This is a genomic window from Kribbella sp. NPDC050124, from assembly GCF_044460355.1.
In the GTDB taxonomy this organism is placed as follows: domain Bacteria; phylum Actinomycetota; class Actinomycetes; order Propionibacteriales; family Kribbellaceae; genus Kribbella.
Genome location: NZ_JBITJU010000020.1, coordinates 1 through 18265, shown reverse-complemented (window position 1 = coordinate 18265; position 18265 = coordinate 1). Strand labels below are relative to the sequence as shown.

17 protein-coding genes and 3 pseudogenes are annotated in these 18265 nt (G+C 66.5%); 12 read left to right on the top strand and 8 right to left on the bottom strand.

Features of this window, described 5'->3' with window-relative positions; translation table 11 throughout:
• Positions 1 to 307: 307 nt before the first annotated feature.
• The 3 genes from ACIBL3_RS33980 to ACIBL3_RS33970 form a co-directional block, all read right to left on the bottom strand.
• Positions 308 to 691 carry a glycosyltransferase gene (locus tag ACIBL3_RS33980; RefSeq protein ID WP_396357910.1) on the bottom strand — a complete coding sequence of 128 codons (384 nt, stop codon included), beginning with the start codon at positions 689 to 691 and terminating at the stop codon, positions 308 to 310.
• 578 nt (positions 692 to 1269) lie between these two features.
• Positions 1270 to 1719: a phosphotransferase gene (locus tag ACIBL3_RS33975; RefSeq protein WP_396357909.1), complete on the bottom strand. Its 450-nt coding sequence runs from the start codon at positions 1717 to 1719 to the stop codon at positions 1270 to 1272.
• Positions 1685 to 2161, bottom strand: coding sequence for a phosphotransferase (locus tag ACIBL3_RS33970; RefSeq protein ID WP_396358109.1), 477 nt, complete (start codon positions 2159 to 2161; stop codon positions 1685 to 1687). The genes ACIBL3_RS33975 and ACIBL3_RS33970 overlap by 35 nt, the downstream gene beginning before the upstream one ends.
• 126 nt (positions 2162 to 2287) lie before the next feature.
• Here ACIBL3_RS33970 and ACIBL3_RS33965 point away from each other — a divergent pair.
• Positions 2288 to 3278, top strand: a pseudogene (locus ACIBL3_RS33965) (IS1380 family transposase); the annotation flags it as partial.
• A 174-nt stretch (positions 3279 to 3452) separates the two neighbouring features.
• Here ACIBL3_RS33965 and ACIBL3_RS33960 read toward each other — a convergent pair.
• Positions 3453 to 5864 (bottom strand): hypothetical protein, encoded by a 2412-nt coding sequence (locus ACIBL3_RS33960; RefSeq protein WP_396357908.1) that lies wholly within the window; start codon positions 5862 to 5864, stop codon positions 3453 to 3455.
• Between the two features lie 305 nt (positions 5865 to 6169).
• Positions 6170 to 6518 (bottom strand): annotated as a pseudogene (locus ACIBL3_RS33955) (IS1634 family transposase); the annotation flags it as partial.
• Between ACIBL3_RS33955 and ACIBL3_RS33950 the strand changes: the two are divergent.
• Together ACIBL3_RS33950 and ACIBL3_RS33945 are read left to right on the top strand one after the other, a co-directional pair.
• Complete coding sequence (locus tag ACIBL3_RS33950; protein WP_396358117.1) at positions 6462 to 6839, top strand: hypothetical protein; 378 nt, start codon at positions 6462 to 6464, stop codon at positions 6837 to 6839. The pseudogene ACIBL3_RS33955 and the gene ACIBL3_RS33950 sit on opposite strands and share 57 nt — an antisense overlap.
• 756 nt (positions 6840 to 7595) lie before the next feature.
• Entirely contained in the window at positions 7596 to 8189 is a 594-nt protein-coding gene (locus ACIBL3_RS33945; RefSeq protein WP_396357907.1) for a hypothetical protein, read from the top strand.
• A gap of 86 nt (positions 8190 to 8275) precedes the next feature.
• Here ACIBL3_RS33945 and ACIBL3_RS33940 read toward each other — a convergent pair whose 3' ends face one another.
• On the bottom strand, positions 8276 to 8563 hold the full coding sequence (locus ACIBL3_RS33940) for a hypothetical protein (RefSeq protein ID WP_396357906.1): 288 nt from the start codon (positions 8561 to 8563) through the stop codon (positions 8276 to 8278).
• A gap of 755 nt (positions 8564 to 9318) precedes the next feature.
• Here ACIBL3_RS33940 and ACIBL3_RS33935 point away from each other — a divergent pair.
• Positions 9319 to 10242, top strand: coding sequence for a hypothetical protein (locus tag ACIBL3_RS33935; RefSeq protein WP_396357905.1), 924 nt, complete (start codon positions 9319 to 9321; stop codon positions 10240 to 10242).
• Positions 10243 to 10602: 360 nt separating this feature from the next.
• Here ACIBL3_RS33935 and ACIBL3_RS33930 read toward each other — a convergent pair whose 3' ends face one another.
• Positions 10603 to 10968 carry a hypothetical protein gene (locus ACIBL3_RS33930; protein WP_396357904.1) on the bottom strand — a complete coding sequence of 122 codons (366 nt, stop codon included), beginning with the start codon at positions 10966 to 10968 and terminating at the stop codon, positions 10603 to 10605.
• Between the two features lie 333 nt (positions 10969 to 11301).
• Between ACIBL3_RS33930 and ACIBL3_RS33925 the strand changes: the two genes are divergently transcribed.
• From ACIBL3_RS33925 to ACIBL3_RS33905, 5 genes and pseudogenes are all read left to right on the top strand, one after another.
• Positions 11302 to 11556: a hypothetical protein gene (locus ACIBL3_RS33925; protein WP_396357903.1), complete on the top strand. Its 255-nt coding sequence runs from the start codon at positions 11302 to 11304 to the stop codon at positions 11554 to 11556.
• 394 nt (positions 11557 to 11950) lie between these two features.
• Positions 11951 to 12145, top strand: a pseudogene (locus tag ACIBL3_RS33920) (transposase); the annotation flags it as partial.
• A gap of 31 nt (positions 12146 to 12176) precedes the next feature.
• Positions 12177 to 12365: a hypothetical protein gene (locus tag ACIBL3_RS33915; RefSeq protein WP_396358115.1), complete on the top strand. Its 189-nt coding sequence runs from the start codon at positions 12177 to 12179 to the stop codon at positions 12363 to 12365.
• 142 nt (positions 12366 to 12507) lie between these two features.
• The gene (locus ACIBL3_RS33910; protein ID WP_396357902.1) at positions 12508 to 13860 is read left to right on the top strand and encodes an IS110 family transposase; all 1353 of its coding nucleotides are present in this window, start codon (positions 12508 to 12510) and stop codon (positions 13858 to 13860) included.
• Between the two features lie 952 nt (positions 13861 to 14812).
• Positions 14813 to 15118 (top strand): hypothetical protein, encoded by a 306-nt coding sequence (locus ACIBL3_RS33905; protein WP_396357901.1) that lies wholly within the window; start codon positions 14813 to 14815, stop codon positions 15116 to 15118.
• 257 nt (positions 15119 to 15375) lie between these two features.
• On the opposite strand, the gene ACIBL3_RS33900 is transcribed toward ACIBL3_RS33905, so the two are convergent.
• Entirely contained in the window at positions 15376 to 16017 is a 642-nt protein-coding gene (locus ACIBL3_RS33900) for a hypothetical protein (RefSeq protein WP_396357900.1), read from the bottom strand.
• Positions 16018 to 16198: 181 nt separating this feature from the next.
• Between ACIBL3_RS33900 and ACIBL3_RS33895 the strand changes: the two genes are divergently transcribed.
• From ACIBL3_RS33895 to ACIBL3_RS33885, 3 genes are all read left to right on the top strand, one after another.
• Positions 16199 to 16744, top strand: a complete 546-nt coding sequence (locus ACIBL3_RS33895; protein WP_396357898.1) for an NUDIX hydrolase — start codon at positions 16199 to 16201, stop codon at positions 16742 to 16744.
• A 293-nt stretch (positions 16745 to 17037) separates the two neighbouring features.
• Positions 17038 to 17565, top strand: coding sequence for a hypothetical protein (locus ACIBL3_RS33890; protein ID WP_396357897.1), 528 nt, complete (start codon positions 17038 to 17040; stop codon positions 17563 to 17565).
• A 138-nt stretch (positions 17566 to 17703) separates the two neighbouring features.
• Positions 17704 to 18216, top strand: coding sequence for a hypothetical protein (locus ACIBL3_RS33885; RefSeq protein ID WP_396357896.1), 513 nt, complete (start codon positions 17704 to 17706; stop codon positions 18214 to 18216).
• Positions 18217 to 18265 lie beyond the last annotated feature (49 nt).

Genomic DNA, 18265 nt, shown 5'->3' with positions numbered 1-18265 from the left:
AGGGCCGTCCCAGCGGTCCCGAAGTACGCCAAGTCTGTCCAACGCAGCGAGGTAGACGGCTTGGTACCGGCTGATCCTTCGCCGCCAGCCATAGAGTTCCGCGGGTGCCAGCGGCGGCGGATCCAGCTCGCCCCCGAGCGGCGGGTAGATCGACGGCGGATTGGTGTGGAAAGCGCCCAGCAACGAGTCGATATACCCTCCGATCGAGGTGCAGGCCACGGCGTGCCCGTCGTGGCAGCCTTCGAGGAGATACGAGCCTGCGACACAGGCCGCCGACAACTGCGTCGGGGAGAAGAATCTGAGCGGTTCAGCACGCCACGATGCCGGTGAGCACACGGTCCAACTCCTCAGCTTGTCGAGTGCTGACAACCTGCAGTCGCTGCGCGCGTTGCAGCGCACGGTTCGACCACTCCGAATGCAGGCGTGAGTCGGTGCTCAGCTGATGGACAGCGTTCAGCCAGGCTCCTCGGTCCTGCAGGTCCGCGAACTGCGCGCCGGTGTCGAGGACCTCGACCAACGCATCGGCGGTACTCGCAACGACCGGGATACCGAGGTTCATGGCTTCGACTGCCACCCGGCCGAAGGTTTCTATCCGAGACGGCACCAGCATCACCTTGGTCCGTCGATAGGCCCGTTCCTCGAGGTCTGGCCCATGAGCCATCACCGTCACGTTGCGGGGCAGCCCGGACATGCTGGGTCTCGTGCCCTCCGAGCACGCCCAGAAAGGTCAAGTCGGGACGTACACGGGCGAGCTCGGCGAAGACGTCGATTCCCTTGGCGTCCGAGAGATTCACCATCGTGATGTGTTCACCTGCAGCCTGGCGCCGACTCGGCCCGGCAGCCATTGGGTAGCACACCAAGGACTCACGATCCCCACCGAGTTGCCGGCGATGCCAAGCAGAGCAATAGACCTCCAGATCCGCGTCGAAGGAGCACAGCTCGCGGGCCTTGTCGTCCACCGAGTGGACCAGGTGGACAAGAGGGAGCCCACACCGGCGACTCGCCTCGTGCGCCACCGGAACGGCGCCCAACTGTGCGACGACGACATCCACGGCAGCGAGGTGGCTGCCGACCTCCCGGTCCGTATCCGGCCATCTTCGGATGTCGATCCCCTCGATTCGGTACGCCGGCCGCTCGGAACGACGTACCAGCACGCGGACGTGATGACCTCTCGCACGCCAGCGCTTGACGTGCTCGAGGAGGGTCAGCTGAGCGCCGGTCCAGAGGTCTGGCATGAATCGATTGGTTGCCGCGAGGATCCTCACCGGCTCAACTTCCTCGGTAGTGCCGCTCGGCTCGATCAAGTTCCTGATCGACCATGGACAACGAGTCTTCGATCCAGTCGTCTGCGTACAGCCGAGCCCAATCGGCGTTTCGAAGCTGGTTGTGGGCCCGGTAGAGATGAACCATCCAGGCCGGCGTCGGCGGCTGGCCTGCGGCATCCAGTACGGGCCGCAGCATGACGCTTCGCCGCGGGTCGCCGACGGGGCCACCGGCCATGAAACGCTCGAAGTCGTACGCCGGATCACCGGCCAGCGCATCGCCCCAGTCGACGACGTCGATCGTTCGCCGCGGCCCGGCTGCCGAGACGATGATCTCCTGGTCACCCAGATCGCCGTGCAGGATGGTCCGCGGACGGCGATTCAGCTGATCCGCGCCAACCCTGATCGCCTGAGCGAACCGCTCACCGATCCGCGCCGCCGATGGCTCGCGGGCCAACCGCTCGGCGCACGCGGAGGTCGTGGCTTTGCAGCCAGTCAGACCATTCCTGATGTGTCGTCAGGAGGCCCGGCAGCAGAGCGCCGGCCCCCTCGACGTGCAGGATGTGCAGCTCGCGATAGAAATTGCCGACCTGTCCGAGGACCTCTCCGACGACCTCTGGACAACCGAGCAGCTCGGACATCGGGGTTCCCGGACAACGCCGCATCAACAGCCAGCGCCCGCCCGGCCACACCTCTCCCTCCCCCCGACCCAGCACAGCAGGAACCGGAAGTCCGGCGCCGGAGCACTTGTCGAGAACGTCGGCCTCGGCTCTGACGTCGGAACGCTCGCTGGCTTTGAGGACGACCTGTTCACCGGCTGGAGTCAGTCCGCACAGAACCACGGATCCCCAGGTCACTTCGGCCGTCACCTCACTGACGCCTGGCACGACCTCTGCCATGTGCAGTTCATAGCGCGCGCCGTTCACCGTCACCTCCGGTCAGACTCTCGCGGCGACCACACCGATCCGGCAGCTCGGAACGCAGATACTCCGCCGTACGGCGGGCAGCGGGCTGCTGCCCGGATCGAGACTCAGGCATTCGTTGACATTGACTCGCTGCTGCGGCCGGTGTTCGGGCACGACAAGCCGGGCGCGGGGTTCGGGCACACCAAGATCGCCGGGAAACAGGTGCTCCGCAAGGGGCTGTCGCCGCTGGCCACCACCACGATCTCCACCAGCGATGGGGTGCCGGTGGTGGCCGGGATCCGGCTGCGCGGCGGCAAGACCGGCTCCGGCAAGAACGCGGCCTCCATGGTCCGTGAGGCAATCGCGACGGCCCGCGCCGCCGGGGCGACCGGCCAGATTCTGGTCCGCGGCGATTCCGCCTACGGCAACAGCGCGGTCGTCGCCGCGTGCCAGAAAGCCAAGGTGGGGTTCTCGGTCGTGCTCACCAAGAACCAGACAGTGAACGCCGCGATCGGCTCTATCGCTGACGACGCGTGGACACCGGTGCACTACCCCGGCGCGGTGACCGATCCCGATACCGGTGACCTGATCTCCGATGCCGAGGTCGCCGAGACCACCTTCACCGCGTTCACTTCCACCAAACACCCAGTCAAAGCCAGACTCATCGTGCGCCGGGTCCGCGACCGCGCCAAGACCGACGAGCTGTTCGACGTCTGGCGCTACCATCCGTTCTGCACCAACAGCACCGAACCGACCGTCGAGGCCGACCTGACCCACCGCGGCCACGCGATCATCGAGACCGTGTTCGCCGACCTGATCGACGGGACCCCTGGCCCACTTGCCATCCGGCCGGTTCGCGGCCAACAGCGCCTGGACGATCTGCGCGGCCATCACCCACAACCTGCTCCGCGCCGCCGGCAGCCTGACCAGCCAGCGGCATGCCGTCGCGCGCGGCGCGACGCTGCGCCGCCACCTCGTCACGGTGCCGGCCCGGCTCGCCCGGCCACAGCGCCGCCGGATCCTGCACCTACCCGCCCACTGGCCCTGGGCCCAGCAGTGGAACGCCCTCTGGACGAACGTGTTCGCTTTCGGAATACCAGCCGCGGCATAACCAACCCGACCGGCCCCCGCAACAGGCCCGACCGGACACCAACACGTGGAAAAGCTGGGCAGACCAGCAGACCCGCCCTGCCTGCCCAACTCCACACCCACCATCACCGAAACTCAGACCGACGAACCGGTCGGCGCCACGGATTGAGGCTTAGTCCCCCGCTCGGTCGGGGGACTATTGGACAGTGAACGTGCGAGTGGCAGTGGCGTGGTAGCTGCCGACGCTGTTTGGCTGGATCTGGAGCGTGTGCCGGCCGCTCGACAACCCGGTCGCGGTGAACGGCGACGTACAGGAGCCGAGGAAGTCGCCGTCCAGGATGCACTGGGTGCCTGCGCCGTTCACGGCGGAGGTGTCGAACGGTATCGACACGTCCGGACCGTTCACGGCCGGGACATCCGCGATGACGACGTTGTGTCCTTGCCAGGTGAGGTCGACGATTCGTTCGCTCGTCGTGTTGTACACGGGGAGTCCGAAGCTGAGCCCGCCGCCACCGAGGAAATCACCGGCGTTGAAAGACTCGATGATGTCGCGATCCCCGTACCTGGTCAGGACAGCGAGCTGCCTGCCGACGGTGTCCCACTCGAGATCTTCGATGGTCTGTCCCTCTACGAAGCCGAGGTCGGCCACCGTGGCCGTTCCGCCGTCCGGCGACTGGAATGCGACCAGTCCGCCCGTGCCCGCAGCTACGTACGCCAGTACGTTCCCCGTCGGTGACAGCACAGCTCGCGTAGCACCCTCAGAACCCTCGAGAGTGGCGATCCGTGCCCCCTGCTCCGCTGCCGCGACCCGGGTCAGCGGCGCCCCGGCGAGACTGCCGTCCTGCACGATCAGGGAGTGGTTGTCGGTATGCCAGATCGGATGATCGAGGTTGCATCCCACTCTGACCGCGGACGAGTCGGACAACGTCAGGAGGTCAACACAGGTGGACGAATCGCTGCCCGCTGTACTGAACGCGATCCGGGTGCCGTCCGGCGACCAGGCCGGATGCGCCATCCCGGCTGCGGACCGGACAAGCCTGTCGGTGCCTTGCTGACGAACCCACAGGTCGTCGCCCAGGACGTACGCGATGTCGATGCCGTTCGGCCCGCTTGTCACCTCGGTGGCGTCGGTCGGCGCGTTCTCGATCGGCACGATCTGTGTGGCCTTCGGCGCGGCGAGACTCCCGAGCACAGCCGGCTCGTTCGGCCGCCGGAAGAGCGCGGTGATCTGCTCCCTCGCCTTGGTCGGCGACACGCGGACGCTCGGCGGCCCTTCGAAGAACTCGTTCACGGCCGATACCCGGTACGTCGGGTACGAGTTTCCGGTCCATGGCTCGGTCCAGTGCGTCTGCTCCGCCGGCACGGTGAACCTTGTCTCGATTCCGTCGACCGAACGCTCGACAACGAATCCCACAGGTGCGGCGTTGCCCCAGGAGTTCGCACGCCAGGACAGGTCCACTCCGCTGTACGTCGCATCCACCGTGACCTTGTCAGGAGCATCGGGGACGGTGTACACGCTGGCGCTCAGGCGGATGCGGTGCTGCGCTCGTGCGGTGTTGTCGTCGATGTTCAGCACTGTCAACGGGTCGTTGGGGTAGTCCGGCGTGAACGTCACGACGACGCCGCAGGAGGCTCCGGGTGCAAGCTGCTGGCAGGCGAAGTCCTCCTGGCGTGTCCAGGTGGGATCGGCGGGCAGTGGCCTGATGCCCACGACGAGATCCTTCGTGCCGACGTTCGTCAGGGTCACCCGGACATTCCTCGGTGCGGTGTTGAGCTCGATCCTGCCGAGATCCACGCGCGGCGTGTCGATCGCCAAGGCGGCGTACGGCTGCGTGCTCTTGATCCTGATCTCTCCGTACAAGGAGTTGCCCTCGGGGCAGATGCCGGAGTACGTCGCACTCATCGTCGCGACCTGGAGGTCGGCGCTGTAAGCGATCTCGGCGACGTTCAAGGTGCCGTTGAGGCTGCATTCGTCGTCGGTCTGGCGCAGGACGAAGGACTGGCCGCTGCTGCCGACCGAATAGCTTCCAGGCCCCGAGAGGATCGTCGGCAACGCGATCTGCAATGCCCCTGCGGAGAGCGTCCGGACTCCGTCGGACGAGGACTGCGCGACCGAGCCAGCCACCCCGTCCGTGAACGCGGGAGCCGTCAAATACGACGCGACATCGGCGTCGACGGTGAGGACGTCATTGCTACCGACCTCGGGGTCCGTCACCGGCCTGGTGCCCGTTGCGGTCGCGCTCGGCTGGCTCTCACCGTCAGCGTTCACCGCGATCACGCGGTAGGTCGCACTGGCACCTGCCTTGACACGCGAGTCGACCCAACTCGTCGTACCGGCCGGCAACTGCTTCGAGGCATCAGACCACGCGCCGCTGGATCGAAGTGACTGGACAACGTATCCCTCGGGCGCACCGCCATCGACAGGCGCAGTCCACGCGACACCGAGGCCACCGAGGACCGGAAAGGTCTGTACGGCGGTGGGCGCCGCCGGGGCGATGTCCACGCGCACCTGCGTGGACGACTGCGGTGCAGCAGCGGCAGGGACAACCGCGCTGAACGGCAAGGACAGGACAAGGGCAGACGTCAGCAGCAGACGGGTGCGACGCATCAACACTCCATGATCGGGCGGATCCGGCGCACCCCGAGCGACACCGGCGAAGGTCGACAGCTTTATATCGTTCGAAACTCTCCGCGGGCAACCCCATTGCAGGTTGTTGCAATTGGAGGAAAGACATACCCGCAAAGGTCAAACGACTTGTCGCGTTGCAGGCCCACCCTCGCCGGCACCGAGGCTCGGTGGATCTCCCCCGTGACTACGGCCCAGTCCGTCTTGTCCGAGCGAGATGACAGCCGGCCGACGCCATGCGCAGCAGGCCAGGAGACCCGCCTCTCCCCTGAGTTGGGTCAAACGGCTTAGTGCCTCGCGGCGGGGGCTTGGATCGCGTCGACGAGTGCTTGTTCGTCGGGGTTGAGGCCGGGCGGGATCGTGGTGGTGATGCCGTTGATCTCCACGGTTGCTGATCGCAGTGGCTTCAGGGTCCCGCAGGACTCGGCGCAGAGATTGACCGGTGCGGTTCTGCACGGTGCGGCTGAGGGCGAGTGCGGTGAACACGATGGTGAGGTGGGACTCGATTGCGTCACGGGTACGGGCGAACATCGGCCGGGCACGTAGGTCGGTCGTGCTCATCCGGAAGGATTGTTCGACGTGCCAGAGGTCGTCATAGCTGGCCATGACCTCGGCCGCGCGGGGCATCAAATCGACGCGGTTCGATGGGTGCCCCACGTTCCGTACAGGCCGTCAGGTGGGAGACGCTGGGCGTTGTCGACGTATGGGTTTGCGACAGAGGGTGCCCTCGCTCAAATCCTTGAGGTCACAGACGACTCCATGGCGGCACGTGCTTCGGAGGACAGGCCCGATCGAGACGCCCTGCAGGCCGTGCGGCACGCGTGCCAGCTCTCGTACGCCAAACTCAGCTCGGTTGCTGGTCCAGAGCTTAACGATGTGGCGTTCGGGGTCTTGAACTATGTCGAGGAGGCTTACGGCTGGCAGTTGTTGGCCTTGTCGACGGCAGGTGAAAACTGACCCCCAGGCGCCGCAACGGGGTCAGTTTTCAGCTGCCGTTGACAGTGAGCGCAGCGGTGACCTGCGAGTTTCGCCTTGGACGATGTCGTCATCGAGGCGGTCCTGATTCGTGAGGCCGGCGTAAGGAGGACTCGATCGTTATCGAGGTGCGTCCCGAAGCTCCGAGGGCCGTCGTTCCTGCTCCGGAGATCCGGTCGTCGTCATCGCGTGGTGTGCCGTGGCAGAACACCCCCTGGCCGAAGCCCTAGACGTCCGGGGTCACGGGATGTGGAGGTCGGCCAGCAGCGCGACGTGCTCGGATGGCGTTGCTGTGCCGCCCATAGGTCGATCTCGTGGGGCTCGCCGACGGTTGATTCCTTGCCTTGGGCCAGCGCGACCAGTTCACGGATCGTTGACACAGCTCCGGTGGCGCCGTGGCCCAGGGCAGCGGTTCGAGTTTCCCGTTCTGTTGGGCCGCGCGATCAGGGGACCCGCGCTGCTCTGCAAGGTTGGTTGCGGCAGCTGAAAAGAGACGTTGTAACGTTGCGCGCAGCTTTCAGCTGTGGGTCGCCGGTTCGAGTCCGACGGGGCCTATCAACGTGGGTCCCTGGCTGCTGGTGTGGCGGTGGGTGGGGCGCTATCTGGGAGGCTCGGGTGCCTGAGCGGTTTGTGGGTCGGTTGGTTGCGGCCGGAGTCCTGTGCATGGCGCTGGTTGCCTGTTCCGGTGAGCGAGCGGAGCCGGCGCCAACGCCGTCGTCGACTGTTTCTGGTTCGGCTGTGGACAAGGCCGCTGTGGCGCAGGCGTTCTCCTCGTACCGGGAGGCCTTGCTGGCGAAGGACGGCAAGACGGTGGCGGCGTTGCTGACGGCGGAGAGCATCGAGTACTACGCAGGGATGAAGAAGCTGGCCTTGACCGCACCGGAGCCCTATCTCAGGCGAGCCCGGATGAGCGACCAACTGGCCGTGATCCTCCTGCGGACGACGGTCCCGGCCGAGAACATCCGGAACTGGTCGACGACTCAGTTAGTCATTGATGCGGTGCGGCGAGGGCAACAACGGAACTGGAACTTTGGGGCGGACCTCAAGGCCGCGACCGTGGAGCGGATGTCCGCGGGCACGGTCGAGGTCTCCGGCGACATCGGCACAGTGCTGGTGAAGCTGGACGGCAAGGAGAGCCCGGTCTCGTTCACCTTCTACCGAGAAAGCGGACGGTGGAAGTTCCGCTTGATACCGCTGCTGGAGGCAACCGAAGCCGCCCTCCGGGCACGCGTTGAGGAACAACACATCACCGAGCGCCGCTTGGTCGACGAGTCCCTCGCTGCGACCCTGTCTCCCGAAGAAATCCGGGCCGCCTGGCTCCCGGTCGGCTGACACCTTAGAACGCCGTACGGACTACCAAGCCGGGGGGCCCAGCAGGGGAAGTGCGCCCACCAACAGAGCGGATGCGACGCTGCAGGTCATCGGGCGAGCGTCGTAGTGCGAATCGGTGACCGCAAGGCTGACGCGGTGGCCGCTCCCTGATCGAGCCGCTGCAAGTCGGCCGCGAACCGAGTGCGTCCCGGCTGCTCGTACTTCGCCGAGGGCTTGGGCGAGTTGTCGTCGGAGTCGCTGGTTGTCTTCGGCGAGTTCACGGCTGCGTGCGTTAGCGATCTGGAGGCGCTGTAGCAGCGACGGCTCGCCTTCACCGTGTTCGGGGATCGCTCGATGTCGGCCAGATAGGCCAGATACCGCTCGACCGGCACCACCGGGCCGCCATCGCTCAGAACCGTCCGTGACTCCAAACCGCGTCGCAGGCGACAGCACCCGGTGAACAACCAGCGCTCCTCCGGAGAATCCGCATGATGGACAGGCGGCAGATAACCCGACCACCACGCAGACCCCCAAGCATCACACACCGGTGATCCACGTCGACGACAGCCAGCCAGCGGCTCCAGATAACGCCGTGCAGCACCACTCCGTCGAGGAGCTGAATCTCAGCGGCGGCAACGACATCGGGGAACCTGAGCTGATGTCGTTGCGATTGCGGGTCCACAGCTGGGCCTGGCTGACTCGACGGACAATCGCGACGCGGCTAGTTGACTGAACTCTGCAGAGCCGTTGGTGCGCGCGGAGCGCGAGGGCGTGGTCAGCCGTTCGGCAGGGTCGCGACAGCGGCCGGCCGTGCGGTCGGTGCGGTGCCGGATCAGGCGTAGCGGATGTCGGTAGTAGCCAGCCTGCAGCGTGCCGTTGTCGGCGGCTACCTCGACCATCACTGTCGGTCCGGTGTGGACATCAGGGCGGGTCACGGATTTCTTCAGCTGAGGCGTTGAGTGGCCGCTATAGTGACGCATCCGTCGTTGAGAAGGTGGGGACAAATGGTGTTTTCAGGGCGTCGCGTTCGATGCTTGCCGCAGTTTGCCGGTCTGGTTGTGGGGATCGCGGCGGTGGTGATGCAGGTTCCGCTTCCGGCGGAGGCGGCGGAGCAGTCGGGGACCGTGGATGGGACGGTCGACTGTTCCTGGTGATCAGCGAGCTCCCGCTACCGGCTGGGTGGAGCGGCGGGTACGTGTACAACAGCGACCGCCGCGACTCGTTTGCCGGCTATGGCGTTGATGTGGACGGCAGGACGCGGCCGTTGGTGTGGCGCGACGGCGCTGTGACCGTACTCGACGCTCCGGGTGGTGGGAGCGCGACCGCTCAGGACGTGAATAGCCGCGGCGACGTGGTCGGCGTCGTCTACGGTGTGGACACCCCGACGCGCGGAGTCCTTTGGCGCGGTGGCCAAGTCATCGACCTCCCGTCGCTGCCCGGCGGCGGCTACGCCGTCCCGACCGCGATCAATAACGCCGGCCTGATCGTCGGCTACGCGGCAGGCGAGGAGACCAGCCACGCCGTCGCCTGGTCTGCGGACTCCCCGCAGTCCATCCGGGATCTCGGCGTGATGGGAGGTGCGGCCTACCTCACCGACGTCACGGATCAGGGCACCGTAGTGGGGTGGGCCGAGACGGCCGGCGAAGAGTTCAGGCAGCAGGCCATCGTGGGCACGGTCCGCGAAGGGTTGTCGACGCTGCCTGGCCCCGTGTCCGGCACCAACTCGATGGCACGCGCCGCCGCAGGCCCGTACATTGCCGGCGCTGCCGTGTTGACCGGCGGATCCGAGGACTTGGGGAGCGCGGTCGTGTGGGCACCGACCGGGCCACGTGCCCTGCCGGGGACCCACCCAGACGCGTCCGCGGTGAACGCCGACGGAACGGTTGTGGGGTCCGACGCGAACCTCGGTCCGGTGATCTGGGTCGGTGACCGCGAGCAACCGCTCCCCGCGCTCGCCGCCGGCTTCCCCTTCTCCACGGCCGCCACGGTGGTCACCGACGACAACACCGCCGCGGGCATCAGCGCAGACGCACAGGGCAATTCCCGTCCCGTAACATGGTCCTGCACCTCGTGATACCCCCAACTCCCCGTCGACACAGCTCGACAGTGGGCTCGTCCACGCCTGGCTAGTGCCAAGCGTCCAGCAGCCTAGGTGCGGGGGCGTGCCGCGTACCGGCACGCCCCACTCATCAGGGGGTGGCTGCGTAGGAGACATCTGACACCGGTTGCTGATCGGATATGACACCGTCGGGTTTGGTCAGGGAAGTTGTGGTCATGACGTCCGACACCACTGGTTTGGTGGCAGTCTCAGTGGCCCCCTCGAGCTTAGCCACGTCGAGGGGATCGCAGGGCAGGGTTCTGTTCGAATCCCCAGGAAAGGCGGCGTCAGGCGGGCAAGCCTGGCGGGTCCCCCTGGACCGCGCCGCGATCTGAGTCAGTCGCTCCTTTGGACTGAACCGGTGTCAGGGGCGGAGGCGACTGCCCAGACCTTCTCGGTGCCGAGGCACGAGGTCGTGTGTGCGACCGATGCGAGAATGTAGCCGCCCCCCAGTGACACCGTGTCACCCAATTTGGCAAAGGTCTGTCCTGTAGCGTCGATCAACGCGATCGATCCGTCGCGAAGGGCGACCGACCATCCTGGCGGCCAAGCAACGTCGATGTGGCGTCCGTTCTTATCGACGACCAGGCAATTTGCAGCCTCATTCAGCGCAAGGATTCCCGGCAGTCGCGCTGCCATGTTGCGGGCGGGACTCTGCTGGACGGTCAGCTGTGGGAGCTGAAATTCGTCGCTCGTCAACATGGCTCCTCAGAGGCTGGCCAACTCTCGATCTTCGCGATCAACATGGCCACTGCTCCCAAGTGGTGTCAAGACTCACCTCCACAACCGATCCAACACCGCACAGTGGTGTCGAAACACACACCAGTCGGTGTCAGAAGTCGTGTTCGAAGCCATCAGGGGTCAGCCTCGTCGGCGCACAGGGAAGCTCGAGCAGTTAGAGGCCTGACCGCCGGTGACGGCTCCGTCCTGTTCGGCTCCCCCCGATCAGCCATCACTGACGGAGCCGCTTCGGTCGATCTTGCGCTCGGTGGCCTGATCCGCAAGTGCTGGCCCAGCGGCTTGCAGGTGCTCACGATGACTGAAGGCTGGAGAACGAGGAGCGGAGGCCATGATCAGCCCACCGGGTGGACGGCTCAATCACCTCAACCCGATTCTCAACGTGAACGACCTCAGCACCAGCATCGCCTTTACACCAACAACCTCGGCTTCAAGCTGCTGCACACCTTCGGCGACCCAGCCGATTTCGCCATCCTCGGCCATGACGAGCGTGAGATCTATCTGTGCCACAAGGTCAAGGCCAGCAGCTCTGCAGCCTGGCGGGTTCAGTGAGGGTAGCCATCCCACGTCACCTCGTATCTTGACCCGCCCGGCAGGGCGTTCGGTTTCTGGTCAACCGAGCGGGCCAGCGCGACCTCGACCGGCCCGGCCAGCTCGGCCGGGATCCGCACCCCGGCGGGCTCGGAACGCCGCCACGCCGGCGTCATGTACTACCTCTGCGTGTTCGGTCGAACGGCGGCCACACCACGACCACCACCCGCTGCACGGTCGGCGACCTGCCCCGGTGCGGGCAGAACCGGTGGACTGGCAACGAGTGCAGATTGAAGTGTGCAGTATTCGCCCGTGGGCAGCGCCCCGGACATCGCGCATGACTCCGCACCGCAGGTCCGCGCGGCCGCCATTGATGGCTGGTGGGAACGGCGCACGATCGCTGGCTCCTGGAAGCTGGCTGCTGGAACGGCGTCGCCGCGCCGAGGCGGCACTCACCTCGGTGGTCGCGACGTGCTACCTGCTCGGGGTGTCCACGCGGCGGATGGACCGGCTGGTGCAGTCGCTGGGCATCACCGGCCTGTCCAGGTCGCAGGTATCGGTGATGGCCCGCGATCTCGACGAGTTGGTCCGCGACTTCCGCGAACGGCCTGCTCGCGGGCCCTCCCTTCAGGGTCGGCCTGGTGATTCCGTTCACGGCGAAGCTATTCCGCCGCGACGGCTCGACTCTCTACGCGCAGGCTCAGCTGGACTACCCGGCTGACCCGGACCTCGTGCACGAAACCGAATACATGGTTGTCCTTCACGCGATCGCGCGCTCCGAGGTACCGGCCGGCACGTTGATCACGTCCATCGAGCTCGTCAAGGTTTGAAGGGCAAGTACCGCCCCATCGGGATGGCCGCGCTTCACTCTCGGCGGCATAGAAAGACGTTCTGCGTGTCGGTCCGGGCGTAGGAACGTCCTCCTGGTGCGCTTGTCGGGCTTGGTGTCCCATCGCAGACAGGAGGACGTTCATGGTCAACGGTAGTGGCGTGTCGCGGGGTGACCGCAACCGCAATGCACGGCTGGCACGGTTGCGTGAGCTGGTGCCGACCGAGAACGCGATCGTGGGTATCGACTTGGCCGACAAGAAGCAGATGGTCGTGGTGTGCGACCACGACTCGAGGGTGTTGGCTCGCAAGACGTTTCGGTGCCGGGCCTGGGATCTGGGCGTCGCGTTGGGCTGGGCCGCACAGCGTGCCGCCGCGAACGGCTGGGCGGGGGTGACCGTGTCGTGTGAGCCGACCGGGCACCGGTGGCGAGTCCTCGGCCAGCTCGCCGCCGACCGCGGCATGCCGTTCGTGTGCGTGCAACCGATGGTCACCTCCTGGACCCGCCGCGCGGAGGACCTCACCTTCGACAAGACCGATGAGAAGGACGCGGTGCTGATCGCCCGGCTGACCGCGCAACTGCGCTGCTATGTGCCCGAGCCGGTCGAGGAGACCTGGGGCCGGTTGCGGCACCTGGGTGCCCGCCGGGAACGGTTGATGGTCGATATGGTCGCCCAGGTGCAGCAGCTGCGTGACCTGCTCGAGTGTGTCTGGCCGGCCGCGCTGGAGACGGCGAACTGGCCGTTCCGTTCGAAGACGTGGGCCGCGGCGATGTGGGTGATCGTGGACCGCGACGGCGCCGACTTGTCCCGGACCCGGCGCCTCGGCCTGGCCCGGTTCGAGACCGCCGTGCGCCGCGAAATCACCCACCGGGGCGGGCAGAAACCCTGCCTGCGCATCGTCCGCAAGCTGTTCGCCGCGCTGACCGACCCGACCGGGGTGATCGCCCACCGACACGGCGCACTCGAACGGGTCCAGCTGCTGCTGAACGACTGGGCCGACAACCAGCGCAAGCTCGCCGACACCGAAGACCGCATGGTCGCCGTGCTCGACCAGCTCGAGCTCACCGAGCTCGTCACCTCGATCTCCGGCATCTCCGCGGTCGGCGCCGCCGCGATCCTCGCCGAGGCCGGCGACCCCCGCCGATTCACCACAGCACGAGCCCTGGTCAAGCACGCCGGCCTCGCCCCCCGGGAGAAACTCTCGGGCACCTTCACCGGCCGCACCAAGCTCACCGGACAAGGCCGGCCACGACTACGAGTCGCCGCCTGGCGCGCGGTCTGGGGAGCCCTGCAGACCAACAGCGTCTACGCCGCCCGCTACCGGCACCTGACCAGCCGCGACACCAACCGGCTCACCGCCACCCAGGCGCAAACCGTGATCGCCGCCGCGATCCTGCGGCACCTGCACGCGGTGATCACCACCGGCACCGCCTGGGACCCGCTGATCGCCACCCACGGCACCCGACGCAAACAGGCCACCACCATGGCCGCCTGACCCAGCAATGGCGGCCACCAAGCTGACGGTCGGGGCCAGCCCTACGCGGCATTGAGGAACACCGTTACCTCGACGCACATCATGGGCAGCCCCGTCCGTCGTCCCCACAACCCGATTACACGCTGCCGGGCACGCAGCCCCATTCACGCTATGCAGGGACGGACGACGGACGAGGCACCGACCAGATGCTTGACACAAACCGCCTTACGCTGATGTGCGGACGTTCCCTAGCCGCTATGCGGCGCGACCAGGTCGAGCATTGTGTCGCCGCGATCAGCCTTCACGACAGCCTTAACCAGCCAGTCGGCACGTGATTCGGTCAGGCCGAAATCGTCCCATTCATACGCGACGACAAATCGAAAGGCGCCCCGTGACTGTCACCCGTGACCCGGTCGGCACCTCACGTGCCCAGCCATCGAACTGCAGTTGGAATCGGTCAACGCCAACCGTGAGGACGTCCGGCAGGTCGGGCGGCTCCTGCCTGCCCGGTAGGTGCGCGACCCAGAGACCGCTCACTCAGGTCCCGGCACGACGCAAGTGGCTGAAGCCTCGTCGACGGGCTCAGCGTGTGCGCCGTTCCCCCAGCCCGTCGATCCGCCTAGCCTGCGGTCATGTCGTTCTTCGAGCCGCCAGCCTCCCGCTCCCCAGCCTCCCGCACGAGAGCCGCAGCCCGAGCCACCCGCTTGGCAGGCGCCGCCCGAGAGCGTGCTCGGCGTGCCCGTGGCGCAGAGCCGGATCCTTGCCCGCACGGAGTCGGTGACGATCGCCTTGGCCGATGTGGTGGCGTATCCAACGGGCTGCACGTTCGAGCTCCGGCTGGCGGGCCGGCGAACGAATCAAACTGAGGACGACTGGTGGGATGTGGGACCTGAACGCGGTGTTCTTTGAGCACCGCCGCCCAATCTCACGTCGAGGCCCCGCCAGCGGTGCCCTGCCGGTTGAGTTGCTGCGTGTGGGAGTTGAGTTTGCGGATGGGCGGAACGCGACCAACGTCGGCGGATGGCCGCCCTGGGAGCTGACCACTCCGCCCGACCCGCCCGTCCTGGTCGAGGCCGGTGGCGGGGGTGGGAGCGGTGGTGACGACCGGATCGTCTCCTCCCGCGAGTTCTGGTTGTGGCCCCTGCCGCCCGCGGAACGATTCGCGTTGGTCATCGAGTGGCCGTTCGCGGGCGTGCCGCTCACCCGTGCGGAGCTTAACGGTGCCGCGATCGTCGCCGCCGCGGAGCACGCTGAGCCGTTCTGGCCCAAGCCGACGTAGCGTCCGACGCCCGACCGGACCGGCGGCCCCAGCGCCGCGCCGAAGCGTCCCTGAACGGGTTTCTCGCATGCTCGCCGGTGCCGTCCGCCAGCAACCGCAGCCCGGTGTCCGGTGAGCTGCCCCCTTACGGACATCGGCATGACAGTGCGCGGAACGCGGTAATCAGTGCGTTCTTGGTTCCTACCCAGGACGGGGCAAATTCTGCGCGGGTGTGGAGTCTATCCCGGTGAGGGGCTGGTAAGCGCGACGTGTGCTGTTTAGGGCGTGATGGTGATGTCCAGCGGCGTCGACAGCATGTTGCCGCTGTCGGTGTGAAACGCGATGACCAGCCGCCATTGTCCTGGCGGTACCGCGTACCCCAGGTCGGGAACCATCGAAGCTGTGCCGATCAAGACCGGCACAGGGCGGCTCTGGTGAGATTCGATCGCGAACCCCACCCGGCGCGCGTAGAGCGGACCGACGTACAGACCGACGACGCCGCCGGACCTGTCAGTCACCCCTGAGATCAGAGAACCGTTGGTGAGGAGCACTTGCTCGTGCGCGGTTCTATTGATTACCAGCACGTCCTCGTGCGTGGACCGCCCGGTCCGGACCGACAACGGCGACACGGCTTCCACCTCGAGGCCGGCGGATTCGGCGGGTGCGCCGCGGAGCTGGGGTAGGTCCTCGCTCAGCCACATCCGTCTGGCCGGAAACGTCATCGCCCCGACCTGCAGATCCAGGAGGCTCCCGTACTTTGCGTTCAGCGTGGCCGCGATGTCGGTGGCCCAGGCGGCCAAATGGATGCCGAACGGCGGCTCACGCCGCTCGCGGTCCGGGTCGGGAAATAGGACAAGCGCGTCCGGCGATTCCTCGAGCAATCGGCGCAGGTCCACACGCAGACTCTCCCAGCCAGCCATAGTCTGACGGTATCGGAACCGGGCACCCTGCTGGCCGCAGGCGGAGAGCGATCGAGTCCGCCAAGCAAACTTCCTGAATTCGGCATGACCGCGCCCTTCTATCTGCGGCAAATGAGGGCGCCGACGGCGTGGACGCGGACAGGCGGCTAGGCGGATCCGGTTACGGCTGGAGAATGGAGCCATGTCCGATCCGGTATTCGTCGAGACGGTGATGCTCGACGGCATGTGGCGGGTGCCGGACGAGACCGCGGGTCGTGGTCGTCGGTACCGCATCGCGTGGTTTGATCCGCCGTTTCGTCCGCCGCTGGCCGAGACGAGCCAGGCGTTGGGGATGTGCTTCACGGCAGATCACTGGGTCGTACTGGTCAGCTGGAACGGGACGGAGTGGAGCCTGCCTGGCGGGACTGTGGAAGCGGGCGAGACGCTGGAGCAGACGCTCGAGCGCGAGGTGCGCGAGGAGGCGTGCGCACGCGTCACTGACCGACGGTACCTGGGCTGCCAGCGCGTCGAGGAACTCGACGGCGACCGTCGCGCCTACTACCAGACTCGCTTCTGGGCCCGAGTCGAGCTTGACGAGTTCCGGCCCGAGCACGAGATGTCAGCTCGCCGGCTGATCCGGCCGGAGGAGTTCCGCGCCACCCTCTTCTGGGGTGCGGAGACCGCTGCGGGCCTGATCCTCGAACGCGGTCTCGCCATCGAGCACGGCGGTGTGAGCCGTCACGGTTAGATTGCGTGCCTATCGGCACGACCGCGCGCGGACCGCGGCAATTGAGTGCGTCTGCTCCCAGAGCTGGCCCACACGTGACTCGCCGCGGGCAAGCGGCTGGCTGTCGCCGGTACGGGAGACATCCGAGGGGACGAACGACGGCTGAACGCTTCGGGGATACGGCTGAACGCTTCGGGGATTATGGTTCGACTCGGCTATCGACGTCGGAGCAGCATGTGTGACCGAGGCGCGAGCAGCGGGCGTCAATGCCAGCATCGGGTCCCGGCCCATCCGCCAGGCGAGCAGCTCGCGGCGTGCGTCGCCACCTGACGGGCGCGTTTGGCGCCGACCTCGATCCCTACAATGCTCAGGCGCACGGCCGGGGCGCGCCGCCCCCCAACGAACGAGAGGGCAGCAAGATCATGAGAGAGAAGACTCGCAAGAAGATCCTCAATCGACTCGACCTCGAGCCGGATGAGGACGTCCGCTTCGTCAATATCATCTCCGCCCAACCTGCGCAGCGCGACTCCAGAGTCGACGGCGCGATGCGAGTCGGCAAGATACTGCTCAGTCAGAGAGCAGGAGCGAAAGCGGAGGGCTTCGTCGTGGTGACCGACCGTCGGGTCGCGGTCGTGGACAAGAATCCTTTCACCATGCAGCCGACCAACAAGGTGGTCGCCGACCTCCCGCTTGAGAACGCGACCGCACAGTACAAGCGCGGAACCATGCCGACGGTGTTCGTCTGGATGCCCGACGGCAACGGCCTGGCGCTCACGCTCGGCCGGCTCTTCGCCAAGCAAGCAGACGAACTCGCGTCGGTCGTCGGTGCAGAACGAATCTGACCCGCCTGACTGGCAGCGCGGTGGTTGACGAGGTGGGAGCAGCCTAGGAAGCAGACGCCCGGATGACGGCATGATCGTGCGACCGATGGGTGACGCTCTCAGACCAGCAGTGGCGGACAGTCAGGGATAAGTTGGGGCGTGGATTCATACGAGAACTGGAGTGCGCTACGCGGCCGGGTACTCGCGATGCCCCTCGACCGACAGGCCGCTTTCGCCTTGGCGTGCGCGCAGGGTGCGCTCGGACCTGATGTCGAGTCCCTGTCAGCCCTAATCGAACTGGGCTGGGACGCCCTCCTCGATGGCGGTGATGTCTCCCAGGCCGTAACGGAGCTTAAGAATGATCCCTACCTCGATGATGATCCCGTGGCGGCTACGTACTATGCCTTGAGCTCGCTGCAGGGAGAAGCCGGCGCAGCTTGGTGGGCGGCGTCGCGGGCCATGGACCTGGCGTTCTCCCGCGTCGATTACCCAAGTGGCGCCCAGGTCTTCCGACCACTCGAGGTTGACGCTCGCACCACAGTCGTACAGGCCGAAATCGCACGCCAAGCCCGACTCCTGGAGACTGTTGAGTCGGCCCCGAACTTGGCTCTCTCGGTCAGTCGCCTGAGCAATGATCAGAACCTGTGGATGGCCCTCGGCGGGGTGACATGAAGGAGCGCACCTTCCCGAGGAAGATCTGAAGCCCATGCAGTTCTGATCA

Bases quoted from the DNA above. Each gene is read 5' to 3' on its own strand.
- ACIBL3_RS33895 (WP_396357898.1), top strand. From the start codon at position 16,199: ATGTCCGATCCGGTATTCGTCGAGACGGTGATGCTCGACGGCATGTGG.
- ACIBL3_RS33970 (WP_396358109.1), bottom strand. From the start codon at position 2,161: ATGGCAGAGGTCGTGCCAGGCGTCAGTGAGGTGACGGCCGAAGTGACC.
- ACIBL3_RS33925 (WP_396357903.1), top strand. From the start codon at position 11,302: ATGACTGAAGGCTGGAGAACGAGGAGCGGAGGCCATGATCAGCCCACC.
- ACIBL3_RS33930 (WP_396357904.1), bottom strand. From the start codon at position 10,968: ATGTTGACGAGCGACGAATTTCAGCTCCCACAGCTGACCGTCCAGCAG.
- ACIBL3_RS33980 (WP_396357910.1), bottom strand. From the start codon at position 691: ATGTCCGGGCTGCCCCGCAACGTGACGGTGATGGCTCATGGGCCAGAC.
- ACIBL3_RS33900 (WP_396357900.1), bottom strand. From the start codon at position 16,017: ATGGCTGGCTGGGAGAGTCTGCGTGTGGACCTGCGCCGATTGCTCGAG.
- ACIBL3_RS33960 (WP_396357908.1), bottom strand. From the start codon at position 5,864: ATGCGTCGCACCCGTCTGCTGCTGACGTCTGCCCTTGTCCTGTCCTTG.
- ACIBL3_RS33910 (WP_396357902.1), top strand. From the start codon at position 12,508: ATGGTCAACGGTAGTGGCGTGTCGCGGGGTGACCGCAACCGCAATGCA.